The organism is Streptomyces xiaopingdaonensis (genome assembly GCF_000262345.1).
Taxonomy (GTDB): domain Bacteria; phylum Actinomycetota; class Actinomycetes; order Streptomycetales; family Streptomycetaceae; genus Streptomyces; species Streptomyces xiaopingdaonensis.
On the sequence record NZ_AJTQ01000363.1, the window covers coordinates 1 to 26,104 of the forward strand.

27 protein-coding genes are annotated in these 26,104 nt (G+C 73.0%); 11 read left to right on the top strand and 16 right to left on the bottom strand.

The annotated features are described in order from the left end of the window. Positions 1 to 174: 174 nt before the first annotated feature. The 6 genes from mug to UWG_RS0127920 form a co-directional block, all read right to left on the bottom strand. A complete protein-coding gene (mug, locus tag UWG_RS0127895) occupies positions 175 to 702 on the bottom strand; it encodes a G/U mismatch-specific DNA glycosylase (RefSeq protein ID WP_016910488.1) in 528 nt (175 codons plus the stop codon). Between the two features lie 23 nt (positions 703 to 725). After that, positions 726 to 2,156, bottom strand: a complete 1,431-nt coding sequence (purB, locus tag UWG_RS0127900; RefSeq protein ID WP_016910489.1) for an adenylosuccinate lyase — start codon at positions 2,154 to 2,156, stop codon at positions 726 to 728. Between the two features lie 52 nt (positions 2,157 to 2,208). Next, positions 2,209 to 3,039, bottom strand: coding sequence for an SGNH/GDSL hydrolase family protein (locus UWG_RS0127905; protein WP_016910490.1), 831 nt, complete (start codon positions 3,037 to 3,039; stop codon positions 2,209 to 2,211). A 115-nt stretch (positions 3,040 to 3,154) separates the two neighbouring features. Beyond that, positions 3,155 to 4,174 (bottom strand): hemolysin family protein, encoded by a 1,020-nt coding sequence (locus UWG_RS0127910; RefSeq protein WP_016910491.1) that lies wholly within the window; start codon positions 4,172 to 4,174, stop codon positions 3,155 to 3,157. Next, positions 4,171 to 5,529 carry a hemolysin family protein gene (locus tag UWG_RS0127915; RefSeq protein ID WP_016910492.1) on the bottom strand — a complete coding sequence of 453 codons (1,359 nt, stop codon included), beginning with the start codon at positions 5,527 to 5,529 and terminating at the stop codon, positions 4,171 to 4,173. The genes UWG_RS0127910 and UWG_RS0127915 overlap by 4 nt, the downstream gene beginning before the upstream one ends. A 251-nt stretch (positions 5,530 to 5,780) precedes the next feature. Further along, positions 5,781 to 6,230, bottom strand: a complete 450-nt coding sequence (locus UWG_RS0127920) for a GNAT family N-acetyltransferase (RefSeq protein WP_016910493.1) — start codon at positions 6,228 to 6,230, stop codon at positions 5,781 to 5,783. A 104-nt stretch (positions 6,231 to 6,334) separates the two neighbouring features. Between UWG_RS0127920 and UWG_RS0127925 the strand changes: the two genes are divergently transcribed. From UWG_RS0127925 to UWG_RS0127935, 3 genes are all read left to right on the top strand, one after another. Beyond that, a complete protein-coding gene (locus UWG_RS0127925) occupies positions 6,335 to 6,571 on the top strand; it encodes a hypothetical protein (RefSeq protein WP_029391837.1) in 237 nt (78 codons plus the stop codon). Beyond that, positions 6,568 to 6,939, top strand: coding sequence for a hypothetical protein (locus UWG_RS0127930; protein WP_016910495.1), 372 nt, complete (start codon positions 6,568 to 6,570; stop codon positions 6,937 to 6,939). Before UWG_RS0127925 ends, UWG_RS0127930 begins: the two co-directional genes overlap by 4 nt. A gap of 270 nt (positions 6,940 to 7,209) precedes the next feature. Further along, positions 7,210 to 7,677 (top strand): ATP-binding protein, encoded by a 468-nt coding sequence (locus UWG_RS0127935; RefSeq protein WP_016910496.1) that lies wholly within the window; start codon positions 7,210 to 7,212, stop codon positions 7,675 to 7,677. A gap of 440 nt (positions 7,678 to 8,117) precedes the next feature. On the opposite strand, the gene UWG_RS0127940 is transcribed toward UWG_RS0127935, so the two are convergent. Continuing rightward, positions 8,118 to 8,423, bottom strand: coding sequence for a hypothetical protein (locus UWG_RS0127940; protein WP_016910497.1), 306 nt, complete (start codon positions 8,421 to 8,423; stop codon positions 8,118 to 8,120). Next, on the bottom strand, positions 8,420 to 9,058 hold the full coding sequence (locus UWG_RS0127945) for an ATP-dependent Clp protease proteolytic subunit (RefSeq protein ID WP_029391838.1): 639 nt from the start codon (positions 9,056 to 9,058) through the stop codon (positions 8,420 to 8,422). The genes UWG_RS0127940 and UWG_RS0127945 overlap by 4 nt, the downstream gene beginning before the upstream one ends. Positions 9,059 to 9,153: 95 nt before the next feature. Between UWG_RS0127945 and UWG_RS0127950 the strand changes: the two genes are divergently transcribed. Continuing rightward, a complete protein-coding gene (locus tag UWG_RS0127950) occupies positions 9,154 to 9,456 on the top strand; it encodes a type II toxin-antitoxin system Phd/YefM family antitoxin (RefSeq protein WP_033196417.1) in 303 nt (100 codons plus the stop codon). 72 nt (positions 9,457 to 9,528) lie between these two features. Here UWG_RS0127950 and UWG_RS0127955 read toward each other — a convergent pair whose 3' ends face one another. Then, positions 9,529 to 10,500, bottom strand: a complete 972-nt coding sequence (locus UWG_RS0127955; RefSeq protein WP_050988666.1) for a M28 family metallopeptidase — start codon at positions 10,498 to 10,500, stop codon at positions 9,529 to 9,531. A 270-nt stretch (positions 10,501 to 10,770) separates the two neighbouring features. Here UWG_RS0127955 and UWG_RS0127960 point away from each other — a divergent pair, with 270 nt between their 5' ends. Then, the gene (locus UWG_RS0127960) at positions 10,771 to 12,423 is read left to right on the top strand and encodes an alpha/beta hydrolase (protein ID WP_016910501.1); all 1,653 of its coding nucleotides are present in this window, start codon (positions 10,771 to 10,773) and stop codon (positions 12,421 to 12,423) included. Between the two features lie 63 nt (positions 12,424 to 12,486). On the opposite strand, the gene UWG_RS0127965 is transcribed toward UWG_RS0127960, so the two are convergent. Then, positions 12,487 to 13,470 (bottom strand): TIGR03557 family F420-dependent LLM class oxidoreductase, encoded by a 984-nt coding sequence (locus UWG_RS0127965; RefSeq protein ID WP_016910502.1) that lies wholly within the window; start codon positions 13,468 to 13,470, stop codon positions 12,487 to 12,489. A 71-nt stretch (positions 13,471 to 13,541) separates the two neighbouring features. Here UWG_RS0127965 and UWG_RS0127970 point away from each other — a divergent pair, with 71 nt between their 5' ends. Continuing rightward, a complete protein-coding gene (locus UWG_RS0127970) occupies positions 13,542 to 14,210 on the top strand; it encodes a DNA polymerase ligase N-terminal domain-containing protein (RefSeq protein ID WP_016910503.1) in 669 nt (222 codons plus the stop codon). Positions 14,211 to 14,232: 22 nt separating this feature from the next. Here the strand turns inward: UWG_RS0127970 and UWG_RS33285 are convergent, their stop codons facing one another. The 4 genes from UWG_RS33285 to UWG_RS0127990 all read right to left on the bottom strand — a co-directional run bounded on the left by UWG_RS33285 (position 14,233) and on the right by UWG_RS0127990 (position 17,570). Beyond that, entirely contained in the window at positions 14,233 to 14,388 is a 156-nt protein-coding gene (locus UWG_RS33285) for a hypothetical protein (RefSeq protein WP_162130093.1), read from the bottom strand. A gap of 90 nt (positions 14,389 to 14,478) precedes the next feature. Continuing rightward, a complete protein-coding gene (locus UWG_RS0127980) occupies positions 14,479 to 15,444 on the bottom strand; it encodes a cytochrome c oxidase assembly protein (RefSeq protein ID WP_016910505.1) in 966 nt (321 codons plus the stop codon). A gap of 130 nt (positions 15,445 to 15,574) precedes the next feature. Next, positions 15,575 to 16,303, bottom strand: coding sequence for a type 1 glutamine amidotransferase (locus UWG_RS0127985; protein WP_016910506.1), 729 nt, complete (start codon positions 16,301 to 16,303; stop codon positions 15,575 to 15,577). A gap of 28 nt (positions 16,304 to 16,331) precedes the next feature. After that, positions 16,332 to 17,570 (bottom strand): Mur ligase family protein, encoded by a 1,239-nt coding sequence (locus UWG_RS0127990; protein WP_016910507.1) that lies wholly within the window; start codon positions 17,568 to 17,570, stop codon positions 16,332 to 16,334. 130 nt (positions 17,571 to 17,700) lie between these two features. Between UWG_RS0127990 and def the strand changes: the two genes are divergently transcribed. After that, positions 17,701 to 18,261 (top strand): peptide deformylase, encoded by a 561-nt coding sequence (gene def / locus UWG_RS0127995; RefSeq protein ID WP_016910508.1) that lies wholly within the window; start codon positions 17,701 to 17,703, stop codon positions 18,259 to 18,261. Between the two features lies 1 nt (position 18,262). Here the strand turns inward: def and UWG_RS0128000 are convergent, their stop codons facing one another. Beyond that, positions 18,263 to 18,931: a TetR/AcrR family transcriptional regulator gene (locus UWG_RS0128000; RefSeq protein ID WP_016910509.1), complete on the bottom strand. Its 669-nt coding sequence runs from the start codon at positions 18,929 to 18,931 to the stop codon at positions 18,263 to 18,265. Between the two features lie 160 nt (positions 18,932 to 19,091). On the opposite strand from UWG_RS0128000, the gene UWG_RS0128005 reads away from it, so the two are divergent. Continuing rightward, complete coding sequence (locus tag UWG_RS0128005; RefSeq protein WP_016910510.1) at positions 19,092 to 20,321, top strand: acyl-CoA dehydrogenase family protein; 1,230 nt, start codon at positions 19,092 to 19,094, stop codon at positions 20,319 to 20,321. Between the two features lie 161 nt (positions 20,322 to 20,482). Here the strand turns inward: UWG_RS0128005 and UWG_RS0128010 are convergent, their stop codons facing one another. After that, on the bottom strand, positions 20,483 to 22,288 hold the full coding sequence (locus UWG_RS0128010) for a hypothetical protein (RefSeq protein ID WP_016910511.1): 1,806 nt from the start codon (positions 22,286 to 22,288) through the stop codon (positions 20,483 to 20,485). Positions 22,289 to 22,640: 352 nt separating this feature from the next. Here UWG_RS0128010 and UWG_RS0128015 point away from each other — a divergent pair, with 352 nt between their 5' ends. The 3 genes from UWG_RS0128015 to UWG_RS31240 all read left to right on the top strand — a co-directional run. Next, positions 22,641 to 24,269 (top strand): alkaline phosphatase D family protein, encoded by a 1,629-nt coding sequence (locus tag UWG_RS0128015; protein ID WP_029391840.1) that lies wholly within the window; start codon positions 22,641 to 22,643, stop codon positions 24,267 to 24,269. A gap of 187 nt (positions 24,270 to 24,456) precedes the next feature. Beyond that, the gene (locus tag UWG_RS0128020) at positions 24,457 to 25,737 is read left to right on the top strand and encodes a molybdopterin-dependent oxidoreductase (protein WP_016910513.1); all 1,281 of its coding nucleotides are present in this window, start codon (positions 24,457 to 24,459) and stop codon (positions 25,735 to 25,737) included. Beyond that, positions 25,734 to 26,104 (top strand): hypothetical protein (locus UWG_RS31240; protein ID WP_033196418.1); only part of this gene is annotated, 371 nt, incomplete at its 3' end. The genes UWG_RS0128020 and UWG_RS31240, both read left to right, overlap by 4 nt.

Genomic DNA, 26,104 nt, shown 5'->3' on the forward strand with positions numbered 1-26,104 from the left:
ACCACGGAGTGCACTCGCTCCGCGCCTGGACGCCGGACGGGCGGTTCTTCGCACTCGGCATCGGCCGCGCCGCGCCGCACCTGCCGTACCGGCTGCTCGCGGCGGCGGGGGAGGAGCTGCGATGACCTTCGTCCCGACGACCGCCGCCTCCGACGGCGGGCCCCCGACGAGAGCTCAGCGCTCGCCTTCCACGGCTTCCCGCAGCCGTCCAAACTCTTCAGCCATCCCCTCCAGCGACCAGTGCGCGTTGAGCCCGCTCGGATTGGGCAGCACCCACACGGGGACGCCGCCGACGCGCCGCTCCTGCGCCCCGACCTGCGCGCGCTTGTCGTCGAAGGCCGTACGGTAGGCCGTCACGCCGACGACGGCGAGCCGCCGCGGCGCGTAATCCGCCGCGACCTGCGCCAACCGGCGCCCGCCGGCGACGAATTCGGCGTGGTCCACCTCGTCGGCGCGCGCGGTGGCACGTGCGACGACGTTGGTGATCCCGAGGCCGTACCGGAGCAACTCGCCCTCCTCGTCGGGCCGCAGCCGACGCGGTGTGAACCCCGAGGCGTGCAGCACCGGCCAGAAGCGGTTGCCCGGCCTCGCGAAGTGGTGCCCCGTCGCCGCCGACATCAGCGACGGGTTGATCCCGCAGAACAGCACCCGCAGCCCGGGCTCCAGCAGGTCGGGGACCGTGCTGCCGCGCGCGGCCTCCAACTCCTCGCGGCTGAAGCGCGGCGTCAGAGGATCGCCCCCGGCTTGTACGCGGCGGCCTCCGGGTGCGCCGCCGCGACCTCCTCGACCTGCCGCACCACTTCGACCGCCTGCGCCTCGGCGGCGCCCGTGAAGGAGATCCGGTCGGCCATGAGTTCCCCCAACTCGCCGCGGTCGAGGGGGATCCGGGCATCGGCGGCGAGCCGGTCGAGGAGTGCGTTCTGCTCCGCGCCCTCGCGCAGCGCGAGCGCGGAGGCGACCGCGTGTTCCTTGATCGCCTCGTGCGCCTCCTCGCGCCCGACGCCGGCGCGCACGGAGGCCATGAGCACCTTCGTGGTGGCGAGGAACGGCAGGTAGCGGTCGAGCTCGCGGGTGACGACGGCGGGGAAGACGCCGAACTCCTCCAGCACCGTCAGGAAGGTCTCCACGAGTCCGTCGAACGCGAAGAAGGCGTCGGGCAGCGCCACCCGCCGCACCACGGAGCAGGAGACGTCGCCCTCGTTCCACTGGTCGCCCGCGAGTTCGCCGGCCATCGAGGCGTATCCGCGCAGGACCACCATGAGCCCGTTGACGCGCTCGCAGGAGCGGGTGTTCATCTTGTGCGGCATCGCCGACGAGCCGACCTGCCCCTCCTTGAACCCCTCCGTGACGAGCTCCTGCCCTGCCATGAGGCGGATCGTCTTCGCCAGGGACGAGGGGGAGGCGGCGAGCTGCACCAGCGCGCTCACCACCTCGTGGTCGAGCGAGCGCGGGTAGACCTGCCCGACGGAGGTCAACACCTCGCCGAAACCCAGGTGTTCGGCGACGCGCTGCTCCAACTCGGCGAGCTTCCCGCGGTCTCCGCCGAGCAGGTCGAGCATGTCCTGCGACGTCCCGACGGGGCCCTTCACGCCACGCAGCGGGTAGCGCCCCAGCAGCGCCTCCAACCGTCCGTACGCCGCCAGCAGTTCGTCCGCCGCCGTCGCGAACCGCTTGCCGAGCGTCGTCGCCTGCGCCGCGACGTTGTGCGAACGGCCGGCCATGACGAGCGCCGAGTGCTCCCCCGCGAGCTGCCCCAACCGCGACAGCAGCGCCACGGTGCGGTCGCGCACCAACTGGAGGGAGAGGCGGACCTGGAGCTGCTCCACGTTCTCCGTGAGGTCCCGCGAGGTCATGCCCTTGTGGACCTGCTCGTGCCCCGCGAGCGCGTTGAACTCCTCGATCCGCGCCTTGACGTCGTGCCGTGTGACGCGCTCCCGCTCGGCGATCGAGTCGAGGTCGACGTCCTCCACGACCCGCTCGTAGTCCTCGATCGCCCCCTGCGGCACCTCGACGCCGAGGTCGCGCTGCGACTTCAGCACGGCGAGCCACAACCGGCGCTCGAGGACGACCTTCGCCGCGGGCGACCAGAGATCGACGAGCGCGGCGGAGGCGTAGCGGGAGGCGAGGACGTTCGGAATGCGGGGCGAGTCAGTCACGCTGCCCGAGTCTACGGGGTCGCCTCCGACGTCCCCGCAGGCCAGCCCCGGCTCAGAGCGGTCGGAGTTCGGGGCGCTTCGGTTCGCGGCCGTCCCCCGAGGAGCGGCCGGTGAGCCTGCGCCCTATCCACGGCAGCAGGTGGACCTTGGCGAACCGCAGGTCGGCGCCGCGCTGTTGGAGCCACTTCGTCGGCTCGGCCGGCGGCAGCGGTGCCCGCCAGTCGCACTCGGGCGCGTGGCCGAGGCGCTGCCAGACCGCCTCCGCGACCCTCCGGTGCCCCTCGTCCGTCAGGTGCAGCCGGTCGTCCGCCCACAGCCGGTCGTCGCCGAGCGGGTTGCCGCTGTAGAGGTCGACGACGAGGGCGCCGTACCGCTCACCGAGCTCGTCGATGACGTCGAAGAGCCGCTCCATGCGCGGCCGGTACCGCTCCAGCACCGGCCCGTCCCGCCCGGGACTGCGCATCAGCACCAGTTGCCCGCAGCGGGGCGCGAGCGCGGCGACCGACTCCTCCAGCAGCGCACAGACCCGCTCCGTGTCGCAGTTGGGCCGCAGCACGTCGTTGAGGCCGCCGACGAGCGTCACCAGGTCGGCACCCATCTCCGCGGCGGCGGGCACCTGGTCCCTGGCGATCTGGCCGATCAGCTTGCCGCGCACCGCGAGGTTGGCGTACCTGAACCCCTCGTGACGCGCATCGAGCCGGGCGGCGAGCAGGTCGGCCCAGCCGCGGTAGCTGCCGTCCGGCAGCGCGTCGGACATCCCCTCGGTGAACGAGTCGCCGAGCGCGACGAAGCTGCCGACGGCACGCGGCGCGGGACGCTCTTCGGTGCCGGCCGCCGCGGGGGCGTCGGCGCTGTCTACGGGGGAGGGGGCTCGACTTTCCACGAGGTACGAGGGTAACTCGTTGCGCCGGGCAACCGATTGCCGGGCCCGTCGTCAGTGCGCGGCCACGCGAAGGGGCGCGGACCACGCGGTCCGCGCCCCTTCGAGGTGGCCTCCGTCAGGCGGCGGCCTGCCCGCCGACGAGTTCCCTGAGCACGTCCTCCATCGTGACGACGCCGCCGGGGCGCCCGCCGTCGGCGGTCACCGCGGCGAGGTGCGTACCGCTGGACCGCATCGCGCCGAGCACGTCGTCGAGCGGCATCGAAGCCTGCACCCGGGCGATCGGCCGCATCGCCGAGACGGGGAAGGGCACCTCCCGGGGCGAGGCGTCGAGCGCGTCCTTGACGTGCAGGTATCCGAGCACCTTGCCACCGGCGCCGACGACGGGGAAGCGCGAGTACCCCGAGGTCGCGGAGAGCTGCTCCAGCCCCTCGGGGGTGATCCCCTCACGCGCCGTGACCATCTCCGTCGTCGGCCGCGCCACTTCGCGCACCGGGTGGCGGCCCAGCTCCAGCGCGTCCCTCAGCCGCTCCGTCGAGCGGTCGTCGAGGAGGCCCGCCTCGCTGGAGTCGGAGACCATCTGTGCGAGGTCGTCGTCGGAGAAGGCCGACTCGACCTCGTTCTTCGGCTCCACCCGGATCAGCTTCAGCAGCGCGTTCGCGAATGCGTTGATCGTGAAGATCACCGGACGCAGCGCCCGGGAGAGCGCCACGAGCGGCGGACCGAGCCAGAGCGCGGCCCGCTCCGGTTCGGCGAGCGCGATGTTCTTCGGCACCATCTCGCCGAGCAGCATGTGCAGGTACGTCGCGGCGGCGAGCGCGATCACGAAGGAGATCGCGTGCGTCAGGCCGTCCGGCACGCCCACGGCGTGGAAGACCGGCTCCAGCAGGTGCGCGATAGCCGGCTCGGCGACGACGCCCAGCACCAGGGTGCAGAGCGTGATGCCGAGCTGCGCGGCTGCCAGGAGGTGCGAGACGTGCTCCAGCCCCCAGATCACGCGCCGTGCGCGCTTCTCGCCCGCCTCGGCCCTCGGCTCGATCTGACTGCGGCGCACCGAGATCAACGCGAACTCGGCGCCCACGAAGAAGGCGTTGACGACGAGCGTCAGCAGCCCGATGAACAACTGGAGGGCGATCATCGCCTGGCCTCCTCGTCCTCGTCGGCCGTCGCTTCCTCGTCGACGGGCTCGGGCGGTGCCGTCATCCGCAGCCGCGCGGCCCGGCGGCCGCCCGCGTCGGTGACCTCGATCCGCCAGCCGGCGACCTCGCACGCGTCACCGAGCGCGGGGATGCGTCCCAGCTCGGTCGCGACGAGCCCGGCGAGCGTCTCGTACGGGCCGTCGGGCGCGCGCAGGCCGATCGCCTCCATCTGGTCGGTGCGCACGGCGCCGTCGGCGTCGTACCGCCGGCGCCCCTCGGCGTCCTCGCCCGCGGGGACGAGGTCGGGGAGCTCCTGCGGGTCGTGCTCGTCCCGCACCTCGCCCACGACCTCCTCGATGATGTCCTCCAGCGTGACGACTCCGGCGGTGCCGCCGTACTCGTCGATGACGACCGCGATGCTGCGGTCCCCGCCGGAGAGTTGGTCGAGCAGCCGGTCGACGGTGAGCGTCTCCGGCACGAGCAGCGCCTCGCGCGTCAGCTCCGTGACGGGCGTGCGCAACCGCTCCTCCGCCGGGACGGCGAGCACGTCCTTGATCCGGACGATGCCGACGACGGTGTCGAGGCTGCCCCGGTGCACGGGGAAGCGCGAGAGACCGGTCGCACGCGTCGCGTTGGCGACGTCCTCCGCGGTCGCCTGCACCTCCAGGGAGGTGACCTGGACCCGCGGGGTCATGACGTTCTCGGCCGTCAGCTCGGTGAGGTGGAGGGTGCGCACGAACAGGTCAGCGGTGTCCTCCTCGAGCGCGCCCTCCTTCGCCGAGTGCCGCGCGAGCGCGACGAGTTCCTGCGGCGAGCGCGCGGAGGCGAGCTCCTCGGTGGGTTCTATCCCCATGCGCTGCAGGATGCGGTTGGCCGTGTTGTTGAGGTGGCGGATCAGCGGCAGGAAGACCGTCGAGAAGATCCGCTGCGGCGTCGCCACCCGGCGGGCCACCGCGACCGGGCTGGAGATCGCCCAGTTCTTCGGTACGAGTTCGCCGATGACCATGAGCACGACCGTGGAGAGCGCCGTGCCGAGCACGAGCGCCACGGACGACGACGCACCGGCGGGTACCCCGATGTCCCGGAGCGGCCCCGCGATGAGCTTGGAGATCGAGGGCTCGGCGAGCATTCCGACCACCAGATTGGTGACCGTGATGCCGAGTTGGGCACCGGAGAGTTGGAAGGTGAGGGATCGGACGGCCTTGAGAGCGCTGGAGGCCCCTCGCTGGCCGGCGTCGACGGCGCGCTCCAACTCGGCGCGCTCGACGGTGGTGAGGGAGAACTCGGCGGCGACGAAGGCTCCGCAGGCGAGTGCGAGCAGGAGCGCGACGAAGAGCAGAAGGACTTCGATCACCAGGTCACCACCCGCCCGCCGTGCGGGGCGCACACGCGGAGGGCGGTGCGCTCGGTTCCTGGCCGGCTTCGGCCGCTGCTATGGGATCTGTGACGACAACTGGGAGGGTCGCCCATGGGCGGACGCTCACACCTTTCGAAGGAGGCGCCGACTGGGAGCCGGCGCCGTGAGGGTTCGGGTTGTTCATCGTAAACGCAGGCGACGGCGTGTGCGTTCCCCCGCACGGCAGTCGTCAAGGGGGAGTTCGCCGCTCACGGCAGCGGTCTCACCCAGCGCCGCCACTCCTGCTGCGGAGCGTAACCGGCTGCGCGCCAGACCGCGTGCGCGGGCGCGTTCCCCTGGAGCACCATCGCGTCGCCCCGCCTGCCGCCGAGCGAGACGAACCGTTCCTCGGCGGCGGCGAGAAGGGCCCGCGCGACACCGCGCCGCCGTGCCGCGGGGTGCACGGCGAGCCGGTAGAGGTGACACCGCCAGCCGTCGAACCCCGCGATCACGCTGCCGAGGAGGCGCCCTTCGGCGTCCTCGGCGAGCAGGAGCGAGTCCGGGTCCCGCCCGAGGAGGCGCGCGACGCCTTCGACGTCGTCCGTGATGCTCGTCCCCTCGGCGGCGACGTGCCAGAACTCCAGCACGTCGGAGGCCTCGTCGCGGCGTGCGGTGCGTATCCGGACGTCGGCGCGGGAGGTGGGCTCGGTCTCGGGCATGGGGCGCATCCAAGCAGCCCGGCCGACGCCGGGGTGCGCCGGTCCGCGATCCGGACCTGTGCGCGCGGTGGTCGATGCTAGCGGACTGGTGCTAGCTTGGCGGTGTGGCGAAGACACAGATGAACGTACGCGTGGAAGAAACGACAGCCGAGGCAGCCCGGGAACGGGCGCTCCAGAGAGGGGTCAGCGTGAACCGTTACATCGAGGAGCTGGTGCAGCGGGACGCCGGCGAGGTGGGGGCCACCTTCGTCGACGCGGCCGCCGACTTCATGAAGAGCTACCAGGCCGTGTTCGCCGAGGAGTTCGGGCATGAGGAGCGCGGAGGCAGCCGGGCCGCGTGACACTCAGAATCGATCTCGCCTGGCTGCTCATGGTCGCCGAGGAGAAGGTCCCCGGCGACCCGCGCATCACCGACTACGGCGCTCTGGTCGCCGCCGTCAGCCGGCACCAGGCCGCCGTACTCGAACGCCCCGTGTATCCGGAGCCGGCGGACCGCGCCGCCGCTCTCCTCCAACTCCTCCTGCACGTCCCCGCGTTGGAGCGCACCAACGCGCTCTACGCCTCCGCCGTCGCCTATGGCTACCTCGTGGCGAGCGGCGAGAAGGTGGCGACCTCGCCCGAGCAGGTGCGCGATCTCGCCAAGCTCGTCAAGGACGGCACCGTCGACGTCCGCCGCATCGCGGACGAACTGCGTAGCTGGACTCTGTGAGTCCGGGGCGCCGGTCGGCCGAACTCCCGCCGCCGGGCGCCGTGATGGCCGCACGCGCGTCCGGCGGCGGCGCACCGCTGCCGCCCGTCACCGTGCGTGACAGAAACGCTCACTGCTTCGGGCGACAGACCGCCCCGGATCGCCGGGATGCGCCTCCTGCGGCCTCTCGTGATGGCAGTCTGTCGCCTGGCGGCCGGACGGCGTCTCCGTCCCGGGGCGGCCGGGCGCACGGGGGACACCGCCCCCGCGAAGGGAAGGGACGGTGCCGCCATGGCGGACCACGCGCACCACGAGCGGGCGACCACGGCCGTCACGCTCGACACGAGCGCCGCCTCGGTGGGTGCGGCCCGCAGACACGTCGCCGAGGTCCTCGTCGGCTGGGGGGTTCCGGAGCGCGGGGAGGCGCTCGACACCGTCCGGCTCATCGTCTCCGAGCTCGCCACCAACGCCGTGCAGCACACCAGGGGCGAGTCCCCGGACTTCCAGGTGGACGTACGGCGGGAGTCGACCGGCCGTGTCGGCATCGGGGTCACCGACGCCTGCCCGCGTCCGCCGCAGCGGCTCCCCGCGGCGGTACGCCTGGACAACGGGCGGGGTATGGACATCATCCGCGCGCTCCTCGGCGAGGTCGGGGGCCGTCTCTCGGTGGTGCCTTCCGAGTCGGGCGGCAAGACCGTCTGGGCGGTGCTCCCTTGGGAGCGGCTCGCGGGGGAGGACTCGGCAGGCACACTCGACTGAGGGGCGATCTGTACGTACCCTGCGCCGGGGAAGGTGCGGTGGCCCGCCCTCGCCCGGGTGCGAACCGCCGGGCGGTGAGCGCGAGTCGACCCGCGGCCGTCAACCCGTCGCCACCTCGACGGTCGGTCACGCGCCCGTTCCTGGTACCCCGCCCCGCACACTGCCACGGCCCACTCGCGGATGCCGTGCCGTCGCGAGGGTCGGCTCGATCGGTTCCCTCCCGGTCGACGGCATGCGGTCGGAGGGCAGACGTTGCCGTACCGGCGCGGCACGCACCGAGCGCCCGGAGGGAGCCCTCCGAGGGCGGCGGGCGGGGCCGACCGCCGTCGCACCCAAGCGAGTTCGGTTCCGGAGAGGGCGGCTGAGGTGCCGCGAGCGCGACGACGCCGGCAGCACACCGTCGCCCTGCAGGGTCCGCGACGCCGGCCGTCCCGACCTCTTCACGTGCGGCGACGCAGCTCCACCCGGGTCGCCCGCAGTTCGCCGTCGAGCACGCGGAGCGCTCGGACGAGTGCCTCGTGGTCGATCCGGTCCTCGCCGCGCTGGTGCATCAGGGCCAGGGCGTCGCGGAGGTCGGCGGCGTGGCGGACGAGCGCCTGCGCCGCACGGAGGCCGGTGCAAGTGTCCCTGCCGCGGGCCGGGTTGATCCGGCCGAGGTCGTCGAGCGCGTCGAGGTAGGAGTCGACGAGGCGGCACTCCGCGCGCGTCAGCGCCGGCAGCGGCTGCTCGGAGGGGCGGGCGCTCATCCCGGCAAGCCCTGCGCGTCGGCGTTCCCGCGGCCCACCGTCACGCTGTCGGCGAGGCCGTACTCGATCGCTGCTTGCGCGTCGAAGACGGTGTCGCGCTCCAGGTCGGCGGCGATGCGGGAGCGCGGCTGACCCGTGTGATGCGCGAGCAGTTCCTCCAACAGGTCACGGATGCGCGCGATTTCGCGCGCCTGGATCTCCAGGTCGGTCGCCTGGCCGTGCACGGGCTCGGCGAGCGTGGGCTGATGGATGACGACGCGCGCGCCGGGGAGCACCAGGCGCTTGCCCGGCGCCCCTGCCGCCAGCAGCACCGAGGCGGCGGAGGCGGCCTGCCCTAGGCAGCAGGTGCCGACCTCGCAGGTGAGGAAGCGCATCGTGTCGTAGAGCGCGGTCATCGCGGTGACGGAACCGCCCGGCGAGTTGATGTAGAGCCAGATATCCCGCTCGGGGGCGCGGTGTTCGAGCAGGAGCAGCTGCGCCATGACGTCGTTGACGGCGGTGTCGTCGACGGGCGTGCCGAGGAAGACGATGCGCTCCTCCAGCAGCTTGGAGTACGGGTCCATCGAACGGCTGCCGCTGCTCGTGCGTTCGGTGAACTCCGGGAGCACGTAACGGGATTGAGGACGGATGTGCATCGCTCCACCTCTCGTCGCCGGCCGCGGGCGGCACCGTGCCGCCATGCCGCCCTGTCAAAAATGTACAGGACGTACATGCCGTTATGCTGGGGAGCATGACCTACGAGATTCCGGTGACGCAAGCACGGGCGGAGCTCGCCGAGTTGATGAACCGCGTCGTCTACGGCGGCGAGCGGGTCGTCGTCACGCGCCACGGCAGGCCGATCGCCGGCCTGGTCTCCGCGGCTGACCTGCGGAGGCTGGAGGAGGAGAGCGAGCACACCGAGGAGGGCGTGATCAGCACCGTCTCCGACGTCGGCGGATCGGGTTCCGCTGCGGGTGAACGCGGCCGGTTCGGTATCGCCGCACAACAGCGCGACCCGGCCCCCGGCGATCGGGGACCGGGCCGCGCCGGATAGCTCGACCGCTCAACACCGTCCGACGCCGACGAGTTGCCTACCCGGCAGGGCTCGCGGCGCCGACCGCGTTGCTCAGGAGCTCAGCTCCCAGACGGCGTTGGCGAGCGCGTCGGTGTGCAGGTCGAGCGAGTCGGTGTCGATGTTGTCCGTGCCGTCGCAGGCGGAGTGGTAGCAGGGGTCGAACGGCTCGCCCGCCGTGCCTCCCCACTTCTCGGCCTGCTCGGCCGACTTGGTGTACCCGGCGCCGGTGAAGGTACCGCCGACGGTGACGCCCGCGTCCTTGAACGAGGCGTGGTCGCTGCGCCCCGCCGTCTCCTCCGCCGGCTCGGTCTCGACGCCCCGCGCCTCGAACCACTCGGTGAAGACGGCCTCGACCGCGGGGTCGTCGTCGTAGACGAACTGACCCGCGTTGGGCGAGCCGATCATGTCGAAGTTGAGGTAGGTGTCGATCCCGTCGACCTCCTCCTCGCTGAGCCCGTCGACGTAGGAGGAGGAGCCGACCATGCCGAGTTCCTCGGCGCCCCACCACGCGAACCGCAGGTGCTTCGCGGGCTCCAGGTCGCTCTCGGAAACGGCGAGTGCCGTCTCCAGCACGCCCGCCGAGCCGGACCCGTTGTCGTTGACGCCTGCGCCCGCGGAGACCGAGTCGAGGTGGGCGCCGGCCATGACGGTCTGCGCCTCGTCCCCGCCAGGCCAGTCGGCGACGAGGTTGTACCCGGTCGAGCCGCCGGCGGTGAACTCCTGTACCTGCGTCTCGAATCCTGCCGCGTCGAGCTTCTCCTGGAGATACGCGACGGACGCCTCGTAGCCCGGTTCGCCGTGCGCGCGGTTGCCGCCGTTCGCGTCGGCTATGGACTCCAGTTCGTCCAGGTGCCGTTGGACGTTCTCCACGGGTATGTCGGGCGCTGCGGCGGCCTGTTCGCCGCCCTGGCTGGCCTGGGCGCCGGCGGTGCCGAGCAACGCGAAGGCGACGGCCGTCGCGGCGGAGGCGGCCAACGCACGGCGGCGGCGGGGGTGTTGGTGTCTGCGGCTGCGGATACTCACGTGCGGCTCCGATGTGTGTGGGGGGACGTGCGGAGCTGTGCGGCGTCCGAGAATCCCGGGCACCGCCCCGATCGTCAAGACCGCACCACGTCCGCGGAGCGCGCCGATCCCCCGCGCGCACAGGCGCGTTGAAAGCCTTACGTCTTGGCAAAGAACACCCGTACCTCCTGGTCCGGGCTCGTGGTGAAGAGGAAGTATCCCCCTGGCACACCACCGAGCAAGCGACCGGCGCCGCCACCGCAGCGCCGGCACAGGAGGGGGAGGCAGGCAGTGAAGAGACGCAGAGCCCGAATAGCCGCCGCGGCGACCGTCGCAGCGGCGGCGCTCCTGGCAGGAGCCGTCGCGGTACCGTCCGCACTCGCCGACGGCGCCGAGTCGTCCGGCCACCAGGACGGTCGCGCCGAGGCGAAGGGCGCCGCGCTCGCCGCCGCCCGCGCGGCGAAGGCGGGCATCGACTGGGCCGAGTGCCCGAAGGGCTGGGGCCTCGAAGCCCCCGTCGAGTGCGGCACCGTCACCGTGCCCGTCGACTACGCCAAGCCCGACGGGCGCACCATCGAGATCGCCGTCGACCGAGTGGGCAACACCGGCGGCGACGAGAAGCGCCAGGGATCACTCGTCTACAACCCGGGCGGACCCGGGGGCTCGGGGATGCTCTTCCCCGCCCGCATCCCCGACGGCAACGAGCTGTGGGCGAAGGCGGCCGAGGCGTACGACTTCGTCGGCTTCGACCCCCGAGGCGTCGGCCACTCCGCACCCCTCTCCTGCCAGGACGGGCAGGAGTTCGTCAAGGCGCCCAAGCCGGACCCGGTCCCCGACACCGAGGCCGACAAGCGCGCACACCGCAAGCGCGCCAAGGAGTACGCACAGGGGTGCGCCGAGCGCAGCGGCCCGCTGCTCCACCAGATGACGACGCCCAACACCGCGAGGGACCTCGACGTCCTCCGCGCGGCGCTGGGCGAGAAGAAGCTCAACTACCTCGGCGTCTCCTACGGCACCTACCTCGGCGGCGTCTACGCCACCCTCTTCCCCGAGCACGTCAGGCGGATGGTGCTCGACAGCATCGTCAACCCCTCGCGCGACAAGATCTGGTACGGCGTCAACAACGACCAGAACGTCGCCTTCCAGACCCGCTGGGACGACTGGAAGGACTGGGTCGCCGAGCACGACGACGCGTACGGCATCGGCACCACGGCCGCCGAGGTGCAGCGCGAGTGGACGAAGCTGCGGGCGCAGGCGAAGGAGGAGCCCATCGGCGGCGTCGTCGGCCCCGAGGAGCTCCTCGGCTTCTTCCAGAGCGCGCCCTACTACGACACCGCCTGGGCGGAGGTCGCCGCCGTGTGGTCCGCCTACCGCGGCGGCGACGAGGAGGCGCTCGTCGAGGCGGCGGGGCCCGACATGTCCGACGTCGAGGGCAACGCGGCCGACGAGAACGGCAACGCGGTCTACAACGCCATCGAGTGCAGCGACGCCAAGTGGCCCACCGACTGGCGTACTTGGAACCGCGACAGCGAGCGGCTCCACCGCGACCATCCGTTCCTCACCTGGTCCAACACGTGGATGAACCTCCCGTGCGCGACCTGGCCGACGAAGCAGCGGCAGGCGATCGAGGTGGGCTCGCACAAGCTCCCCGACACTCTGCTCGTCTCCTCCACGAGGGACGCCGCCACCCCGTACCCGGGCGCTGTCGAGCTCCACAAGCGGCTCGGCGGCTCACGGCTGATCACCGAGAAGGACGCCGGCTCGCACGGCATCACCAACACGGTCAACCCCTGCATCAACGAACGCGTCGACACCTACCTGCTCACCGGGCGCGTCGACCGCAAGGACGTCACCTGCGGCCCGCACGCCACACCGCGCCCCGAGACGTCCGAGGCGAAGGCGAAGGCGCACGCGGAGGCGGCCCGGTCTCCTGCACTGCCCTAGCGGACCCGACCGTCCGGAGGGCCCGCGCACGACGTGTCGCGGGCCCTCCGGCGCGGGGCGGCCTCAGGCGGGCCCTGGCACCAACGCGCGCAACGGACCGTCGAGTTCGCGGCGGTAGAAGCCGAGGAACCCCTCGGGGTCGGGGCCCGCGTTCATCAGCACCAGGTGGTCGAAGCCGGCGTCCGCGTAGGCGCGCGCCGTGCGCAGGTACGGCTCCGGATCGGGGCCGCAGGGCAGCTCGGTGCGGATGTCGTCGGTCCCCAACCAGGCGCTGGCCGCCTCGAAGTGGGCGGGGTTCGGCAGCTCGCTCATCACCTTCCAGCCCAGCACCATGAACCGCGACCCGTCGAGCGCCGCCTGCGCCGCCTCGTCGGCGTCGGGCGCCCAGGCGACGGGGACCTCCGCGTACCGCGGCCCCTCTCCGCCGGCGGCGAGATAGTGGCGCACCAGCGACTCCTTCGACTCGGTGGCGAAGAGCCCGCCGCCGCTCTCGGCGGCGAGCTTCGCCGCCTGCGCGCCGCCCGCCGCGACGGCGAGGGGGATCGGCCCCTCCGGCAGGTCGAAGACGCGCGCGTCCGCGACCTCGAAGTACCGCCCGTGGTAGGAGCGGTAGCCGCCCTTCCACAGCAGCTGCATGATCTCGATCGCTTCCCGCAGTCGCCTGTGCCGTTCACCGATCGACTGCGGGAACGTCGTCGGACGGTCGCCGACGACGTGCTCGTTGAGCCGCTCGCCCGCACCGAGCCCCAGCGTGAACCGGCCCTCGGAGAGCACCGCCGTGGTGGCGGCTGCCTGCGCGACGATCGCCGGGTGGTAGCGGACGGTCGGGCACGTCACGCCCGTCGCCAGGCCGAGCTTCTCGGTGCGCTCGGCAATCGCGCCGAGCACCGTGAAGGCGAAGGGGGAGTGGCCCTGGGTGTTCAACCACGGGTGGTAGTGGTCGCTGATCTCCACGAAGTCGAATCCCGCCCGCTCCGCGGCCGCGGCCTGAGCCACCAACTCGGCGGGGCCGAACGCCTCGGCGGCGAGCTTGTACCCGATCCTCATCCCGTACCTCCGCTGCCGTGGGTGCACCGTTGGCTGCGGGTGCCGCACGGGGAGACGCGGCAAACCCGCGGATGCCGGTCGGGCGCCGCGGGCGGAACCTGGAAGGGAGCATCCGGAGGGAGGCCGACGTGAGCAAGTACCGCACGCTGGAGACGTACAGGTCCAAGCGCCGCTTCGACGAGACGACCGAGCCGAGCGGGGAGGACGGCCACCGCGGCACGGAGAACGGCAACGCCTTCGTCGTCCAGATCCACGACGCCACCACACTCCACTTCGACGTGCGCCTGGAGGCGGACGGCGTACTGAAGTCCTGGTCGGTCCCGAAGGGGCCGCCGGCGGAGCCGGGGGACCGCCGGCTCGCCATGCCGACCGAGGACCATCCGCTGGCGTACCGGGAGTTCGAGGGCGTCATCCCGCGCGGCGAGTACGGCGCCGGCTCGGTGATCGTCTGGGACGAGGGCAGCTACCGCGTCCTCACCCACGACCGGCAGGGCCGCACGAAGGGCCTCGCGCAGGCCCTCGACGAGGGGCACGTCACCGTCCGTCTCAGCGGCGCCAAGCTCCACGGAGACTGGTCGCTGGTCCGCTTCCGCGGCGACGACGGCTCGGGCGACCGCGAGGCGTGGCTGATGCTCAAGCGCGGCCGTGCGGCGGCACCGAGCGCCTCGCCCGATCCGATCCGAGCCCGCTCGGCGCTGAGCGGGCGCACGCTCAAGCAGGTGGCCCGGAGCGCGGAGTGACCCTGCGCGAGGGCCCCGCGGATCAGCCGCGCGTCGACGCGGCCCCGATCGTCACCATGCAGAGCACGGCCCACGCCAACCACGCCCAGGCGCTGCCGCCGAGCGCCGCGGAGTAAGCCGTCACCACCACGAGTCCGAGCACCGTGCAGACCGTCATGGCCTTCGCCGATCCAGGCATCTCAACGCCCTCCTTCAGCCGGCTGCCGAGCGTCGGGGCCTTCGAGCCCCCGCGCCCCACCCCATGGTCGCCCGGCCGGAGGGGTCCGCGCTACCGCCGTTGCCCTTGGAGCGAGGCGAGGTAGGCGTTGTACGCGGCGAGCTCCTGGTCCCCGTCGCGGTCGGCGACCCGGTCGTGCCGACGGGCCTGCCGCTGCTCGGAGAAGTACCACTGGTACACCAGCGCCAGCAGCACCACCACCGAGGGGATTTCGCTGAACGCCCAGGCGATGCCGCCGGCCGCCGTCTGGTCCCAGAGCGCGGAGACGTCGAGCGAGGCGGGAGGGTCGGCGTAGGTCTCGACCATCGGCTCGGAGGCCATCATCAGCGCGATCCCGAAGAACGCGTGGAACGGCATCCCCGCGAAGAGCTCCAGCATCCGCATCACGTAGCCGGGCCGGTTGGGGCCCGGGTCGACACCCATGATCGGCCAGAAGAAGACGAGGCCGACGGCGAGGAAGTGGACCATCATCGCGAGGTGGCCCGGCTTGGAGCCCATGAGGGCGTCGAAGAGCGGCGTGAAGTAGAGCGCGTACAGGCTCGCGATGAAGAGCGGGATGGTGAAGAGCGGATGCGTGATCGCCCGTACGTAGTGGCTGTGGAGGAGTCGGACGAGGACCTCGCGGGGGCCGGTGCGCTTGGCGCCGTCCGGCCCGCGTCCGGCCGCGGGCAGCGCGCGCAGCGCGAGCGTCACGGGGGCGCCGAGGAGCAGCAGGATCGGCGAGAGCATGCTGATCACCATGTGCTGCACCATGTGCACGCTGAAGAGGACCATGCCGTACTCGTTGAGCGCGGTGCACATCACCAGCGCCACCGTCAGCACGCCGAGCGTGAAGGCGACGGTGCGGCCGACGGGCCAGCCGTCGCCGCGCCTGCGAAGCCGTACGACGGCCGTTCCGTAGAGCAGCAGAGCCAGCACGCAGCCGACGAGGAAGAACGGCTCGCCGGTGAACTCCAGCCCCTGCCCCAGTGTGAACGGCGGCAGCTCCGCCATCGTGCCGTGCCCGCCGTGGTCCATCCGTACTCTCCCGGTTCGCGCCGATCCGCCCGCGCACCAAGGGTATGACCGTGCTCCGGGCGGTCCCGCGGCGGGGCGCCGCACACGAAAGCGGACCGCCCACCGTGGTGGACGGTCCGCCGGAGTCGGGTCAGGCCGGCTGCGTCGCCGCCGTGATGCGTTCCTCGCGCAGCGCCTCGTACCACCGGTCGTCCGTCGGGGGCAGCGCGTTGACGTCGAGCGCCAACTTCACCAGCAGGTCGGCGATCTGCGGATTGCGCGCGAGCACCGGGCCGTGCATGTAGGTGCCGAAGACGGTGTCGTTCCACGCGCCCTCGGTCCCGTCCCCCGTGCCGTTGCCGCGGCCGAGCCGGACGCGGGCCAACGGGCGGGCGGTCGGGCCGAGATGGGTGATGCCCTGGTGGTTCTCGAACCCGGTCAGCTGGGGGAGGTTCAGCCGCTCGTCGATGTCGCCGAGGACGTCACCGACGCAGCGGTCGGCCTCGCCTCGGGTGCTGGTGACGTCCAACAGCCCCAGGCCCTGGGAGGTTTCGCCGAGGTCGTTGACGAACTCCCGGCCGAGGATCTGATAGCCGGCGCAGACCGAGAAGATGATGGCGCCGTTGTCGACCGCCCGGTTGAGGCCGCCGTCGCGCACGAGGCGCTCGGCGGCGAGCCGCTGCGGACGGTCCTCGCCCCCGCCGATCAGGTAGATGTCCCCGGAGGTGGGGATGGGCTGGTCGGAGCGGATGTCCTCGCGCTGCACCGCGAGGCCCCGCTGTTGCGCGCGCCGCTCCACCACCAGCGCGTTGCCCTGGTCGCCGTAGGTGCTCAGCAGGTCGGGGTAGACCCAGACCAGGCGCAGGCTCGTGTCACTCATGCCGTCAGCTCCTTCGTGCGGACCGCGGTCAGTTGCCGACGACGCGGCGGAGGTCCTGGAATGCGGTGTAGTTGGCGATCGCCTCGATGCGTCCGGGCGGGCACCGGCGCACCGCGTCGTCCGCGTCGTTGCAGACCTGGAAGTCGACGCCGGCCACCTCCAACCGTACTGCGAGGTCCAGCTTCCGGTCGCCGATCACGCAGATCGGGTGGCCGGCGAGACGGGAGTAGTCGACGTCCCAGAGCCACGAGGTGTCGGTGCCGTCGGCGCCGCGTGCGTTGACGGAGAGGAGCACGGGGGCCGGCGGCGCGTCGATGAGCGAGAACGTCTCCAGCCAACCGGCCGGGTTCTTCGCCAGCAGCAGCCGGATGTCGCGCCCCGCGTACTGCACGACGTCGTACCGCCCGGCGACGGCGGTGACCGAGCCCATCCGCTCCAGCGCGACCTGCGGCGCCACCCCGAAGGCGGCGGCGACGGCGGCCGAGGTGGCGGCGTTGGCCTTGTTGGCCCGGCCGGGAAGCTGGAGGCTGATCGGCCACGCCGAGCCGTGCGGGTCGAGGACGTGGTCCCCCGAGAGCGCCCAACTCGGCGTCGGGCGGCGGAAACCGCACTCGGCGCAGAACCAGTCGTCGTCGGGCCGCTGCATCACGCCGCCGCACGAAGGGCAGGACCAGGCGTCGTCCTTCCACTCCTGGCCGGCGGCGACCCACACCACGTTGGGGGAGGAAGAGGCGGCCCACACCACCAGCGGGTCGTCGGCGTTGGCGATGATCACGGCCTTCTGGCCCTGGAGCCCCTCGCGCCAGCGCTCGGCGAGCATCCGCGTCTCACCGGCCCTGTCGAGCTGGTCCCGGGAGAGGTTGAGCAGCGCGATCGCCTTCGGCGTGACGTCGCGCGCGACGCCCGCGAGGTACTTCTCGTCGACCTCGATCACGCCGTACTGCTCCTCGGCGCCGCCCGCGAGCGCGGAGGTGATGCCTGCCGGCATGTTGGCGCCCAGCGCGTTGGAGACGACGCCGCCGTTGGCGCGGAGCGCCTCGGCGATCAGTCGTGTCGTGGTGGTCTTGCCGTTGGTCGCCGAGACGAGCACCACGTCGAGGTGCTGGGCCACCCGTGCGAGGAGGTCGGGGTCGAGTCTGAGCGCCACCTTGCCGCCGATCACCGACCCGCTGCCGCGCCCCGCTGCACGCGACACCGCGGCGGCTGCCCTCCCCGCCGTCACGGCCAGCCGCGAGCGCGGCGACAACGGCTCCGTGTTGCCTGCCATCGTCCTGCATCCTCCTTGCCCCTCGGTAGGGGAGAAGCCTACCGAGATCCACTGCACACCCCGAACCCTGCCACCCCTACGCGATCACCTGCACGGTTCCCGGCCGGAGTTGCACCGTAGCCTGACGGGCATGCGACGCGGTCCCATTCCGGGCGGCTCGGGAGCCGTCCGCCCCCTGCTGCTCCATCCCGACCCGCTCCTGCGGGCACCGAGCCGCGAGGCGACGGCCGAGGACGGGCCGCTCGCTCCCCTCGCCGAGGACATGTACGCCTCGATGTACGCGGCGGAGGGTGTCGGCCTCGCAGCCTGCCAGATCGGCGTCCCGCTGCGCCTGTTCGTCTACGACTGCCCGGACGACGAGGAGCGCAGGCACAGGGGAGCGCTCGTCAACCCGCGCCTCGTCGAGGCCGACGGGCCGACGGTGCGCGGACCCGAGGGGTGTCTCTCGCTCCCGGGGCTCGAGTCCTCGACGCCCCGCCCCGACCATGCCGTCGTCGAGGGGTACGACCTCGCGGGCGCGCCGGTGCGGGTCGTGGGCACCGGCTTCTTCGCGCGCTGCCTCCAGCACGAGCTCGACCACCTCGACGGCGGCCTCTACCTCGACCGACTCTCGGGGATGCGGCGCCGGTTGGCGGTGCGCAGGGCCGGGCGCAGGCCGTGGCGGCGGCGTGCGGGGGCGCGCGTGCGGTAGGTCAGAACCCGGGGGCGCCCGGGCGGTCGTCCGCCTCGGTGAGCCCGCCCCAGAGCAGGTCGGCGAGGTACCGCACCAACTGCTCGCGGGGCACGGGCTGTTCGCCCAGCCACCAGTCGCCGGCCGCGTGCATCATGCCGACGATGCCGTGGCCCCAGACCCGCGCGCGGTCGACCCCGTCGGGGCCGAGGTCGAGGCGCTCGCCGACGACGGTCGCCAACTCCTCGCCGAGACGCCGCAGCAGCGGTGCCGAGTGCTGCCCGGCGTCGAAGTCCTGCTCGCCCGCGGGCCCCGTCTCGGCAGGGTGCATGAGGAAGCGGTAGACCTGCGGGTGGGTCTCGATGGCGGTGAGGTAGGTGTCGAGCGTCGCCTCGACACGGCTGCGCCGCTCGCGGGGAGCGTCGAGGGCGGCGCGCAGGGAACGCAGGAGTGCGTCGGTGTGGCGTGAGGCGAGGGCGCGGTAGAGCCCTTCCTTGTCGCCGAAGTGCCGGTAGAGGATGGGCTTGGTGATGCCCGCCTCGGCGGCTATGGAGTTCATGGAGGCGCCGGGGCCGTCCCGCAGGACGACGCGGTCGGCTGCGTCGAGGAGTTCGCGGCGCCGCTCGGTGGTGTCCTGGCCCTCGCGTCCTTCGGGTCCGGCGCGCCCGCCGTTCCGCTGCGTCTTGTTCATCTGTTCCTTCCGCCCCGGCGTCCGTACGTCTCCCCTGCGCAACGTAGCACCACCGCCACGAAAGCCGTCGTGAAGGCGGGAGTTGACACAATTACTCGCTGGTAACACACTGACCGAATTACCGATGGTAACCACTGTGAGATTGGGTGGAGGCACGGCGATGGGCGATTCCGGGTTTGCGATCGACCTCAACGACGATCAGAAGGAGGTCCGCGACTGGATTCACGGGTTCGCGGCGGACGTGATCCGGCCGGCGGCCGCCGAGTGGGACGAGCGGGAGGAGACCCCCTGGCCGATCATCCAGGAGGCGGCGAAGATCGGCCTCTATTCGCTCGACTTCTACGCCCAGCAGTTCTTCGACCCGACCGGCCTCGGCATCCCGCTCACCATGGAGGAGCTCTTCTGGGGCGACGCCGGTATCGCCCTCTCGATCGTCGGCACCGGGCTCGCGGCCGTCGGCGTCCTCGCCAACGGGACCGAGGAGCAGATCGGCACCTGGGTCCCGCAGATGTACGGCGATCAGAACGACGTCAAGGTCGCGGCCTTCTGCTCCTCGGAGCCGGACGCCGGCTCCGACGTCGCCGCGATGCGCACCCGCGCCGTCTACGACGAGGCGAAGGACGAGTGGGTGCTCAACGGCACCAAGACGTGGGCGACCAACGGCGGCATCGCCAACGTCCACGTCGTCGTCGCGGTCGTCGACCCCGAACTCGGCTCGAAGGGGCACGCCTCCTTCGTCGTCCCGCCGGGTACGCCGGGGCTCAGCCAGGGGCAGAAGTTCAAGAAGCACGGCATTCGCGCCTCGCACACCGCCGAGGTCGTCCTGGAGGACGTGCGCATCCCGGGGCACTGCCTGCTCGGCGGCAAGGAGAAGCTCGACGAGCGCCTCGCCCGCGCCCGCGAGCGCGCCAAGGCGGGGGAGCGCGTGAAGAACGCCGCGATGGCGACCTTCGAGGCCTCGCGTCCCGCCGTGGGCGCCCAGGCCGTGGGCATCGCGCGCGCCGCGTACGAGGTGGCGCTCGAATACGCCAAGACCCGTGAGCAGTTCGGCCGTCCCATCATCGACAACCAGGGCGTCGCCTTCCAGCTCGCCGACATGCGCACACAGGTCGACGCCGCGCGTCTGCTGGTGTGGCGGGCCTCCTGGATGGCCGCGGCCGGGCGGAAGTTCGACTCGGCCGAGGGGTCCATGTCGAAGCTGTACGCGGGGGAGACGGCGAAGAAGGTGACCGGTCAGGCGATGCAGCTGCTCGGCGGCAACGGCTACACGCGGGAGTACCCCGTCGAGCGGATGCACCGCGACGCCGCGATCTACTCGATCTTCGAGGGCACGGCCGAGATCCAGCGCCTGGTGATCGCGAGGACGGTCTCGGGGATGCAGATCCGCTGACGCCTGCGGACGGGCGCGGACGTGGAAAGGCGCCGGCCAGGACGGGGGAGCCTGGCCGGCGCCGGTCTGCGGAACGAGGGGGCGTCCGAAGCGCCGCCCGCGTGTAGTTCAATTATAAACCATACGGGAGTGCACCCACGCAACCCTCGCGCCGCACCCGTTCAACTCCCGCGCACCGACGTGCCGTTCGCCGGCAGCGGCCCGCCGCGCGGCAGCAGCAGCACCCGTACCAGGTGGGGCGTCGCCGCGGCGACGGCCGGATCTCCCCCGAGCGGCAGGGCGACCGGCGCGAGCCCCGACGCCACCAGCGCACGCACCGCCCGGTGCGCGGGGTTCGGCCCCGTCTCCTTCTCGTCCTCCGGCGGTTCGACGGTCCTGGCTGCGGCGAGCCGCGGCCCCCGCACCACCCGGCGACCGGACGCGCACACGGCCAGGGCGAGTTCGAGCGCCCCCGTCAGCGCACGCGCAGCGCCCCCCGCGCACCGTACCGCCACCGCGCGGCCGTCGAGCGTCACGGCGTACGTCGCCAGGCCGAGCGCGCCCGTCAGCTCGTGGACGGCCAACTCCCCGCCGTACGCGCGCAGTGCGCGCCAGAGCGCGCCCCTCGACCCGCCGTCCCCGAGCCCGACCCGGGGGAAGAGCTCGGAGCCGCCCGCAAGCACCGTCCACACCACCTGCTCGGCGAGCGAGTGCAGCGCGGCGTCGAGCGCCTCGCCGACGCTGCGGCCCCCCGCGACGCCGGCCGGCGGGTGCGCTCGCGCGGGCTGCGCGGGATGCGGCGGGACGAGAGGCCCCGGCGGCAGCGCCCGCGGACGTGAGGCCGACAGGTCCCAGCCCCACAACGGGCCCTCGACGCCCCGCCATTCCCTCAGTTGTGCCTGCGCCGCGTATCCGGCGAGCGCGTCGAGCAGGGCGCTCTCCCAGGCGGCCGCCCGCGTCCTCGCCACGGCCACGACCGACGGCGCCGACGGCTCGCGCCCCGCGGCCCGGTACACGTACCGTCCACCCGCCGAGACGGTCTCCTCGACGCCGGCGAGCACCCCGGTGAACGGGTCGACCAGCGCCCCCGCCCGCTCCCGCAAGCCCCCCGCCGGCAGGGGGGCCGAGGAGAGCCACCCCTCCAGCTCGCGGCGTGCGCGCGCCACCGCGCTCTGGGCGAGGCACCAGGACTCCGTGCCCGACCTCTTGCGCACCGCCGGCACCACGTGCCTGCTCCACGTCGACTCGACGGCGTCGACGCGTACCGCCGTCGACCGCGCCCACCAGGCGACGTCGGGGCGCACCCGGCCCGCGAGGTACCGGAGGCACTCCCCGGCGACCTGCTCGGCGACGACGGCCGCCAACCGGCCCCCGAGCACCGGCGCTTCGCGCCCGGGGTCCTGCGCACCCAGCCGCTCGTGGAGCGCCCCCGCGCAGGAGTCGACGGCGCCGGCGGGCCCGACCCACACCTCCCCGGGCCGCGCCACCACCTGGCACAGGGCGGTGCCGCGCGCCCCGCACACGGCAGCGGCCCCGCTCCGTGCGCCCTCGGCCGCCGCTTCCGGAAGCTGCACCACCAGGTCGCTCTCGCGGCACAGGACGCCGAGCGAGGATGTCCGGCGGAACGCGACCCGTTGGGCCGGGTCGCGGCGCGCCTCGCCCGCCGCCCGCCTCAACTCCGGTTCCTCCGCCGCCGGATAGCCCGTCACCCCGACCTGTCGCCACCCGGACCTGAGCCCGGCGCGCACCACCTCGTCCAGCAGAGCGCCCTCGCCGACGACGGTGACCTGCGCGGCGCGGACCTTCGCGAAGCGCTTGGCCGCCTCCCCGCGTTCCTTGCCGAGCGTGGCCAGCACGCCCTCGTACAGGTGCAGTTCGGATTCGCTCGGCAGCGGCGGCTCCTCGGCGGCTTCCCGCTCCGGGCGGCGGGGGAGGGGGAAGGCCAACGGCACCGAGCCCGACGCGTCGTCCCTCGGGGGTGGGCGCATGGCGTCTCCTGGTGTCCTGGGTGTTCCGCGCCCGTTCCGTACGCGGGCGACGCGGCTCCGCCAGCGTCCTGCCCCGCACGGCGGACACCGGTGGTCTTGCCTCGTCACGCCCTTCCCACGCGTACCCGGACGGCGAATCGCCCGATCGTGTCGGGCGTACGTCGGCGCTTTCGCGGGCGTGGGAAGAAGCCCGCGCGCCCGGTCGTTGCCGGCGGTTCACCGGGTGTTCGATGCCGCGGGAAGCTCATCCCGCGGCCATGTCCTAGCCCTGTACGCGTCAAAAACTCGTCTTCCCCGAGCACTGCAATCGAGGCGACCACCCTCGCGCGTTCCCAGAGAGGCAGTGCTTTCCGTGACGCAGACCCCACCGGCACACTCACCCGAACTCCGCGCAGCGGCACGCCACTTCGGCCGGCGCGGATTCCTCACGGCCACCGGCGCGGCCACCGCGCTCGCCTTCGCCTTCCACCTGCCGCAGAACGCGCACGCCGCCGAGGGCTCGGCCCGCGGCCTGCCGGACGACCCGTTCACGCTCGGCGTCGCCTCGGGCGACCCACTGCCCGACTCCGTGGTGCTGTGGACGAGGCTCGCGCCCAGCCCCTACGAGCCGGGCAACGGCATGCCCCGGGCGCGTTTCACCGTCGAGTGGGAGATCGCGGAGGACGAGCGCTTCGCCCGGGTCGCCGCGCGCGGACAGGCGGCTGCGCACCCGGAGTTCAACCACACGGTCCACGTGGAGGCCGGCGGTCTGCGCCCCGAGCGCCTCTACCACTACCGCTTCCGCGTCGGCACCTGGATCAGCCCCGTCGGCCGCACCCGCACCGCGCCGGCGGCCGGCTCGGAACCCGGCAGGCTCCGGTTCGGCCTCGTCTCCTGCCAGCAGTACACGGACGGCTACTGGACGGCGCACAAGCACCTCGCCGAGGAGGACCTCGACCTCGTCCTCCACCTCGGCGACTACCTCTACGAGTACCCCGTCGACTCCGCAGGCGGTGCCCGCGCCTACACCGACCGCACCCTCCCCGCCGTCTTCGCCCGCGAGACCGAGACGCTCACCGACTACCGCCTGCGGTACGCGCTCTACCGCTCCGACCCCGACCTGCGCGCGGCCCACGCCGCCCACCCCTTCGTCGTCACCTGGGACGACCACGAGGCCGACAACAACTACGCAGGCGACACCCCCGAAAACGACGTACCCCCCGAGGAGTTCCTCATCCGGCGCGCCTCCGCCTACCGCGCCTACTGGGAGAACCAGCCGCTGCGCGCACCGCAGCGCCCCTCGGGGCACGACATGCGCCTCTACCGCCGCCTCCACTACGGCCGCCTCGCGCAGTTCGACGTCCTCGACACCCGCCAGTACCGCTCCGACCAGGCGTACGGGGACGGCTGGCAGCGCCCGGGACCCGACTCCGAGGACCCCTCGCGCACCCTCACGGGCAGCAGCCAGGAACGCTGGCTCCTCGACGGTTGGCGCTCCTCCACGGCGCGCTGGAACATCGTTCCGCAGCAGGTGACGTTCGCGCAGCGGCGCAACTCGACGGAGAAGGACTACGAGTTGAGCATGGACGCCTGGGACGGCTACCCCGCGTCCCGCAGCCGCGTCCTCGACGGCGCGGCCTCGGCCGACGTGCGCAACCTCGTCGTCCTCACCGGGGACGTCCACGTCCACTACGCCTTCGACCTCAAGGCCGACTTCGACGACCCCGACTCCCGCACCGTCGGAGCCGAACTGGTCACCACGTCGATCTCCTCGGGGAAGGACGGCACCGAGCGCCCCGCCGACTGGGAGACGTACATGGCCGCCAACCCGCACATGCGCTTCTACGACGGCCGCCGCGGCTACGTCACCGTGGACCTCGAACCCTCGGGTGCGCGCGCCGACTTCAAGACCGTCCCGTACGTCACCAGCCCGGGCGCCGGACTCACGACGGCCGCCTCCTTCGCGATCGAGGACGGCCGCCCCGGCCTGCAGGGCGCCTGAACCACCGACGCGCTCCGGCGGTCCGGCCGGAGCGCGTCCTCCGTCCTCGCGCCGGACCGGCGCGGCAGTACGGCCCCCGCGCACGCCGAACCGCCCGGCGCAGGTGTTGCGGCACCGGCGCACCCAGCGGACCGACACGAAGCCACGTGCGCCTGCGCCGACGGCCCTCGCCCCTAGGCTCACCGGCATGAGATCCCCGCGCGGTCCGCAGGCGCCGCTCCCCGCCCTCGCGAGCCGCTGGCGGAGCCCTCTGCGCGGTCCCTGGCTGACCTCGCTCCTCGGTCTCGCCCTGCTCGCCGGGGCGCCGGTGCTGTTCCTCACCGGCCTGCTCTCGCACGCCGCCTACCACCCCGACCTCGCGCCCGCCAACGACACCACCCCGGGCAGCGGCCTCCTCGGCATCCCGCTGGTGCCGTGGCCCACCCAGCCGCGCTGGCTCTACCGACTCACCCAGGGCGTCCACGTCACCCTCGGCGTCGCGCTCGTCCCGGTCCTCGCCGCCAAGCTCTGGTCCGTCATTCCGCGGCTCCTCGCGAACCCGCCGTTCCGCTCGCTCGCGCAGGCCCTGGAGCGGATCTCCCTCCTCCTTCTCGTCGGCAGCGCCCTCTCGCAGTTCGCGACCGGCATCCTCAACATCCAGCTCGAATACCTCTTCCCCGGCTCCTTCTACCCGCTCCACTTCTACGGCGCGTGGATCTTCGCCGCCGCCTTCGTGCTGCACGTCGCGCTCCGGCTCCCGCTCGCCGTCCGTACGCTCCGCGACGGCGGCCTCCGCGCACGCCTGCGCACCACCGCCCCCGAACCCCCGGACGCGCACGGCCTCGTGGCGACCGACCCGGCTCCGCCGACGCTCTCCAGACGGGGCGCCCTCGGCGCCGTCGGCCTCGGCTCGCTCACGCTCACCGCGGTCACCGCCGGGCAGAGCCTCGGCGGCCCCCTCCGCTCGACGGCCCTGCTCGCCCCGCACGGGCAGACGCCCGGCAGCGGTCCCGTCGGCTTCCCCGTCAACACCACGGCAGCGGCCGCCGGCGTCGCACACGCGGGGCCCGAGTGGACGCTCCACCTCCACGGGCCGCACGGGCGCCGGACCCGGCTCGACCGCGACGACCTCGCCGAACTCCCGTGGCGCCACGCCGCGTTGCCGATCGCCTGTGTCGAGGGCTGGTCCACCGAGGACCAGCACTGGGCGGGCGTCGCGCTGCGGACCCTCGCCCGGCTCGTGGACGCCGACGACCCCGCGCTGCCCGTCTTCGTCCGCTCGCTCCAGCGGCAGGGCCCCTTCCACCAGGTGGCGCTCACCGCGGAGCAGGTCGCGGACGCGCGCTCGCTGCTGGCGCTCCGCGTCAACGGGGCCCGGCTCTCCGACGACCACGGCTATCCGGCCCGCGTCGTCGTGCCCGCCGCACCCGGTGTCCTCAACACCAAGTGGGTGAGCGAACTCCGGTTCGGCGAGGGGACGTGGCCGTGAGCCGCGGCTCGCCGCGCCTCCTCGGCAGCCCCGCGGCGCTGCTCGGGACCGTCGGCTCCTTCGCCGTGACGGCGTACGCCGGCTGGCGGCTGCTCGGGCCCCAACCGCTGCCCGTCGCCCTGTGGTTGCTCGGCGCCGCCGTCGTCCACGACACCGTCGTCCTGCCGGCGTACACGCTGCTCGACCGTGCGCTGTCGCGCCTCGTGTCCGGTGCGGGGCCGGTGCGGAACTTCGTGCGCGTCCCCGCATGGCTCTCGGTCCTGCTGCTCGCGGTGTACTGGCCGCTGATCCTGCGCACCTCGGACCGCTTCGCCCCGCACACGGGCCTGCGGATCGAGCCGTACCTGTGGAACTGGCTCCCCCCCCG

Coding starts and splice junctions, on each gene's coding strand:
- UWG_RS0128010 (WP_016910511.1), bottom strand. CDS start 22,288: ATGCGCCCACCCCCGAGGGACGACGCGTCGGGCTCGGTGCCGTTGGCC.
- UWG_RS0127945 (WP_029391838.1), bottom strand. CDS start 9,058: ATGCACATCCGTCCTCAATCCCGTTACGTGCTCCCGGAGTTCACCGAA.
- def (WP_016910508.1), top strand. CDS start 17,701: ATGCGACGCGGTCCCATTCCGGGCGGCTCGGGAGCCGTCCGCCCCCTG.
- UWG_RS0127935 (WP_016910496.1), top strand. CDS start 7,210: ATGGCGGACCACGCGCACCACGAGCGGGCGACCACGGCCGTCACGCTC.
- UWG_RS0127920 (WP_016910493.1), bottom strand. CDS start 6,230: ATGCCCGAGACCGAGCCCACCTCCCGCGCCGACGTCCGGATACGCACC.
- UWG_RS0128005 (WP_016910510.1), top strand. CDS start 19,092: ATGGGCGATTCCGGGTTTGCGATCGACCTCAACGACGATCAGAAGGAG.
- UWG_RS33285 (WP_162130093.1), bottom strand. CDS start 14,388: ATGCCTGGATCGGCGAAGGCCATGACGGTCTGCACGGTGCTCGGACTC.
- UWG_RS0127980 (WP_016910505.1), bottom strand. CDS start 15,444: ATGGACCACGGCGGGCACGGCACGATGGCGGAGCTGCCGCCGTTCACA.
- UWG_RS0128000 (WP_016910509.1), bottom strand. CDS start 18,931: ATGAACAAGACGCAGCGGAACGGCGGGCGCGCCGGACCCGAAGGACGC.
- UWG_RS0128020 (WP_016910513.1), top strand. CDS start 24,457: ATGAGATCCCCGCGCGGTCCGCAGGCGCCGCTCCCCGCCCTCGCGAGC.
- UWG_RS0127965 (WP_016910502.1), bottom strand. CDS start 13,470: ATGAGGATCGGGTACAAGCTCGCCGCCGAGGCGTTCGGCCCCGCCGAG.
- UWG_RS0127910 (WP_016910491.1), bottom strand. CDS start 4,174: ATGATCGCCCTCCAGTTGTTCATCGGGCTGCTGACGCTCGTCGTCAAC.
- UWG_RS0127970 (WP_016910503.1), top strand. CDS start 13,542: ATGCCGGTCGGGCGCCGCGGGCGGAACCTGGAAGGGAGCATCCGGAGG.
- UWG_RS0127950 (WP_033196417.1), top strand. CDS start 9,154: ATGACCTACGAGATTCCGGTGACGCAAGCACGGGCGGAGCTCGCCGAG.
- UWG_RS0127940 (WP_016910497.1), bottom strand. CDS start 8,423: ATGAGCGCCCGCCCCTCCGAGCAGCCGCTGCCGGCGCTGACGCGCGCG.
- UWG_RS0127985 (WP_016910506.1), bottom strand. CDS start 16,303: ATGAGTGACACGAGCCTGCGCCTGGTCTGGGTCTACCCCGACCTGCTG.
- UWG_RS0127990 (WP_016910507.1), bottom strand. CDS start 17,570: ATGGCAGGCAACACGGAGCCGTTGTCGCCGCGCTCGCGGCTGGCCGTG.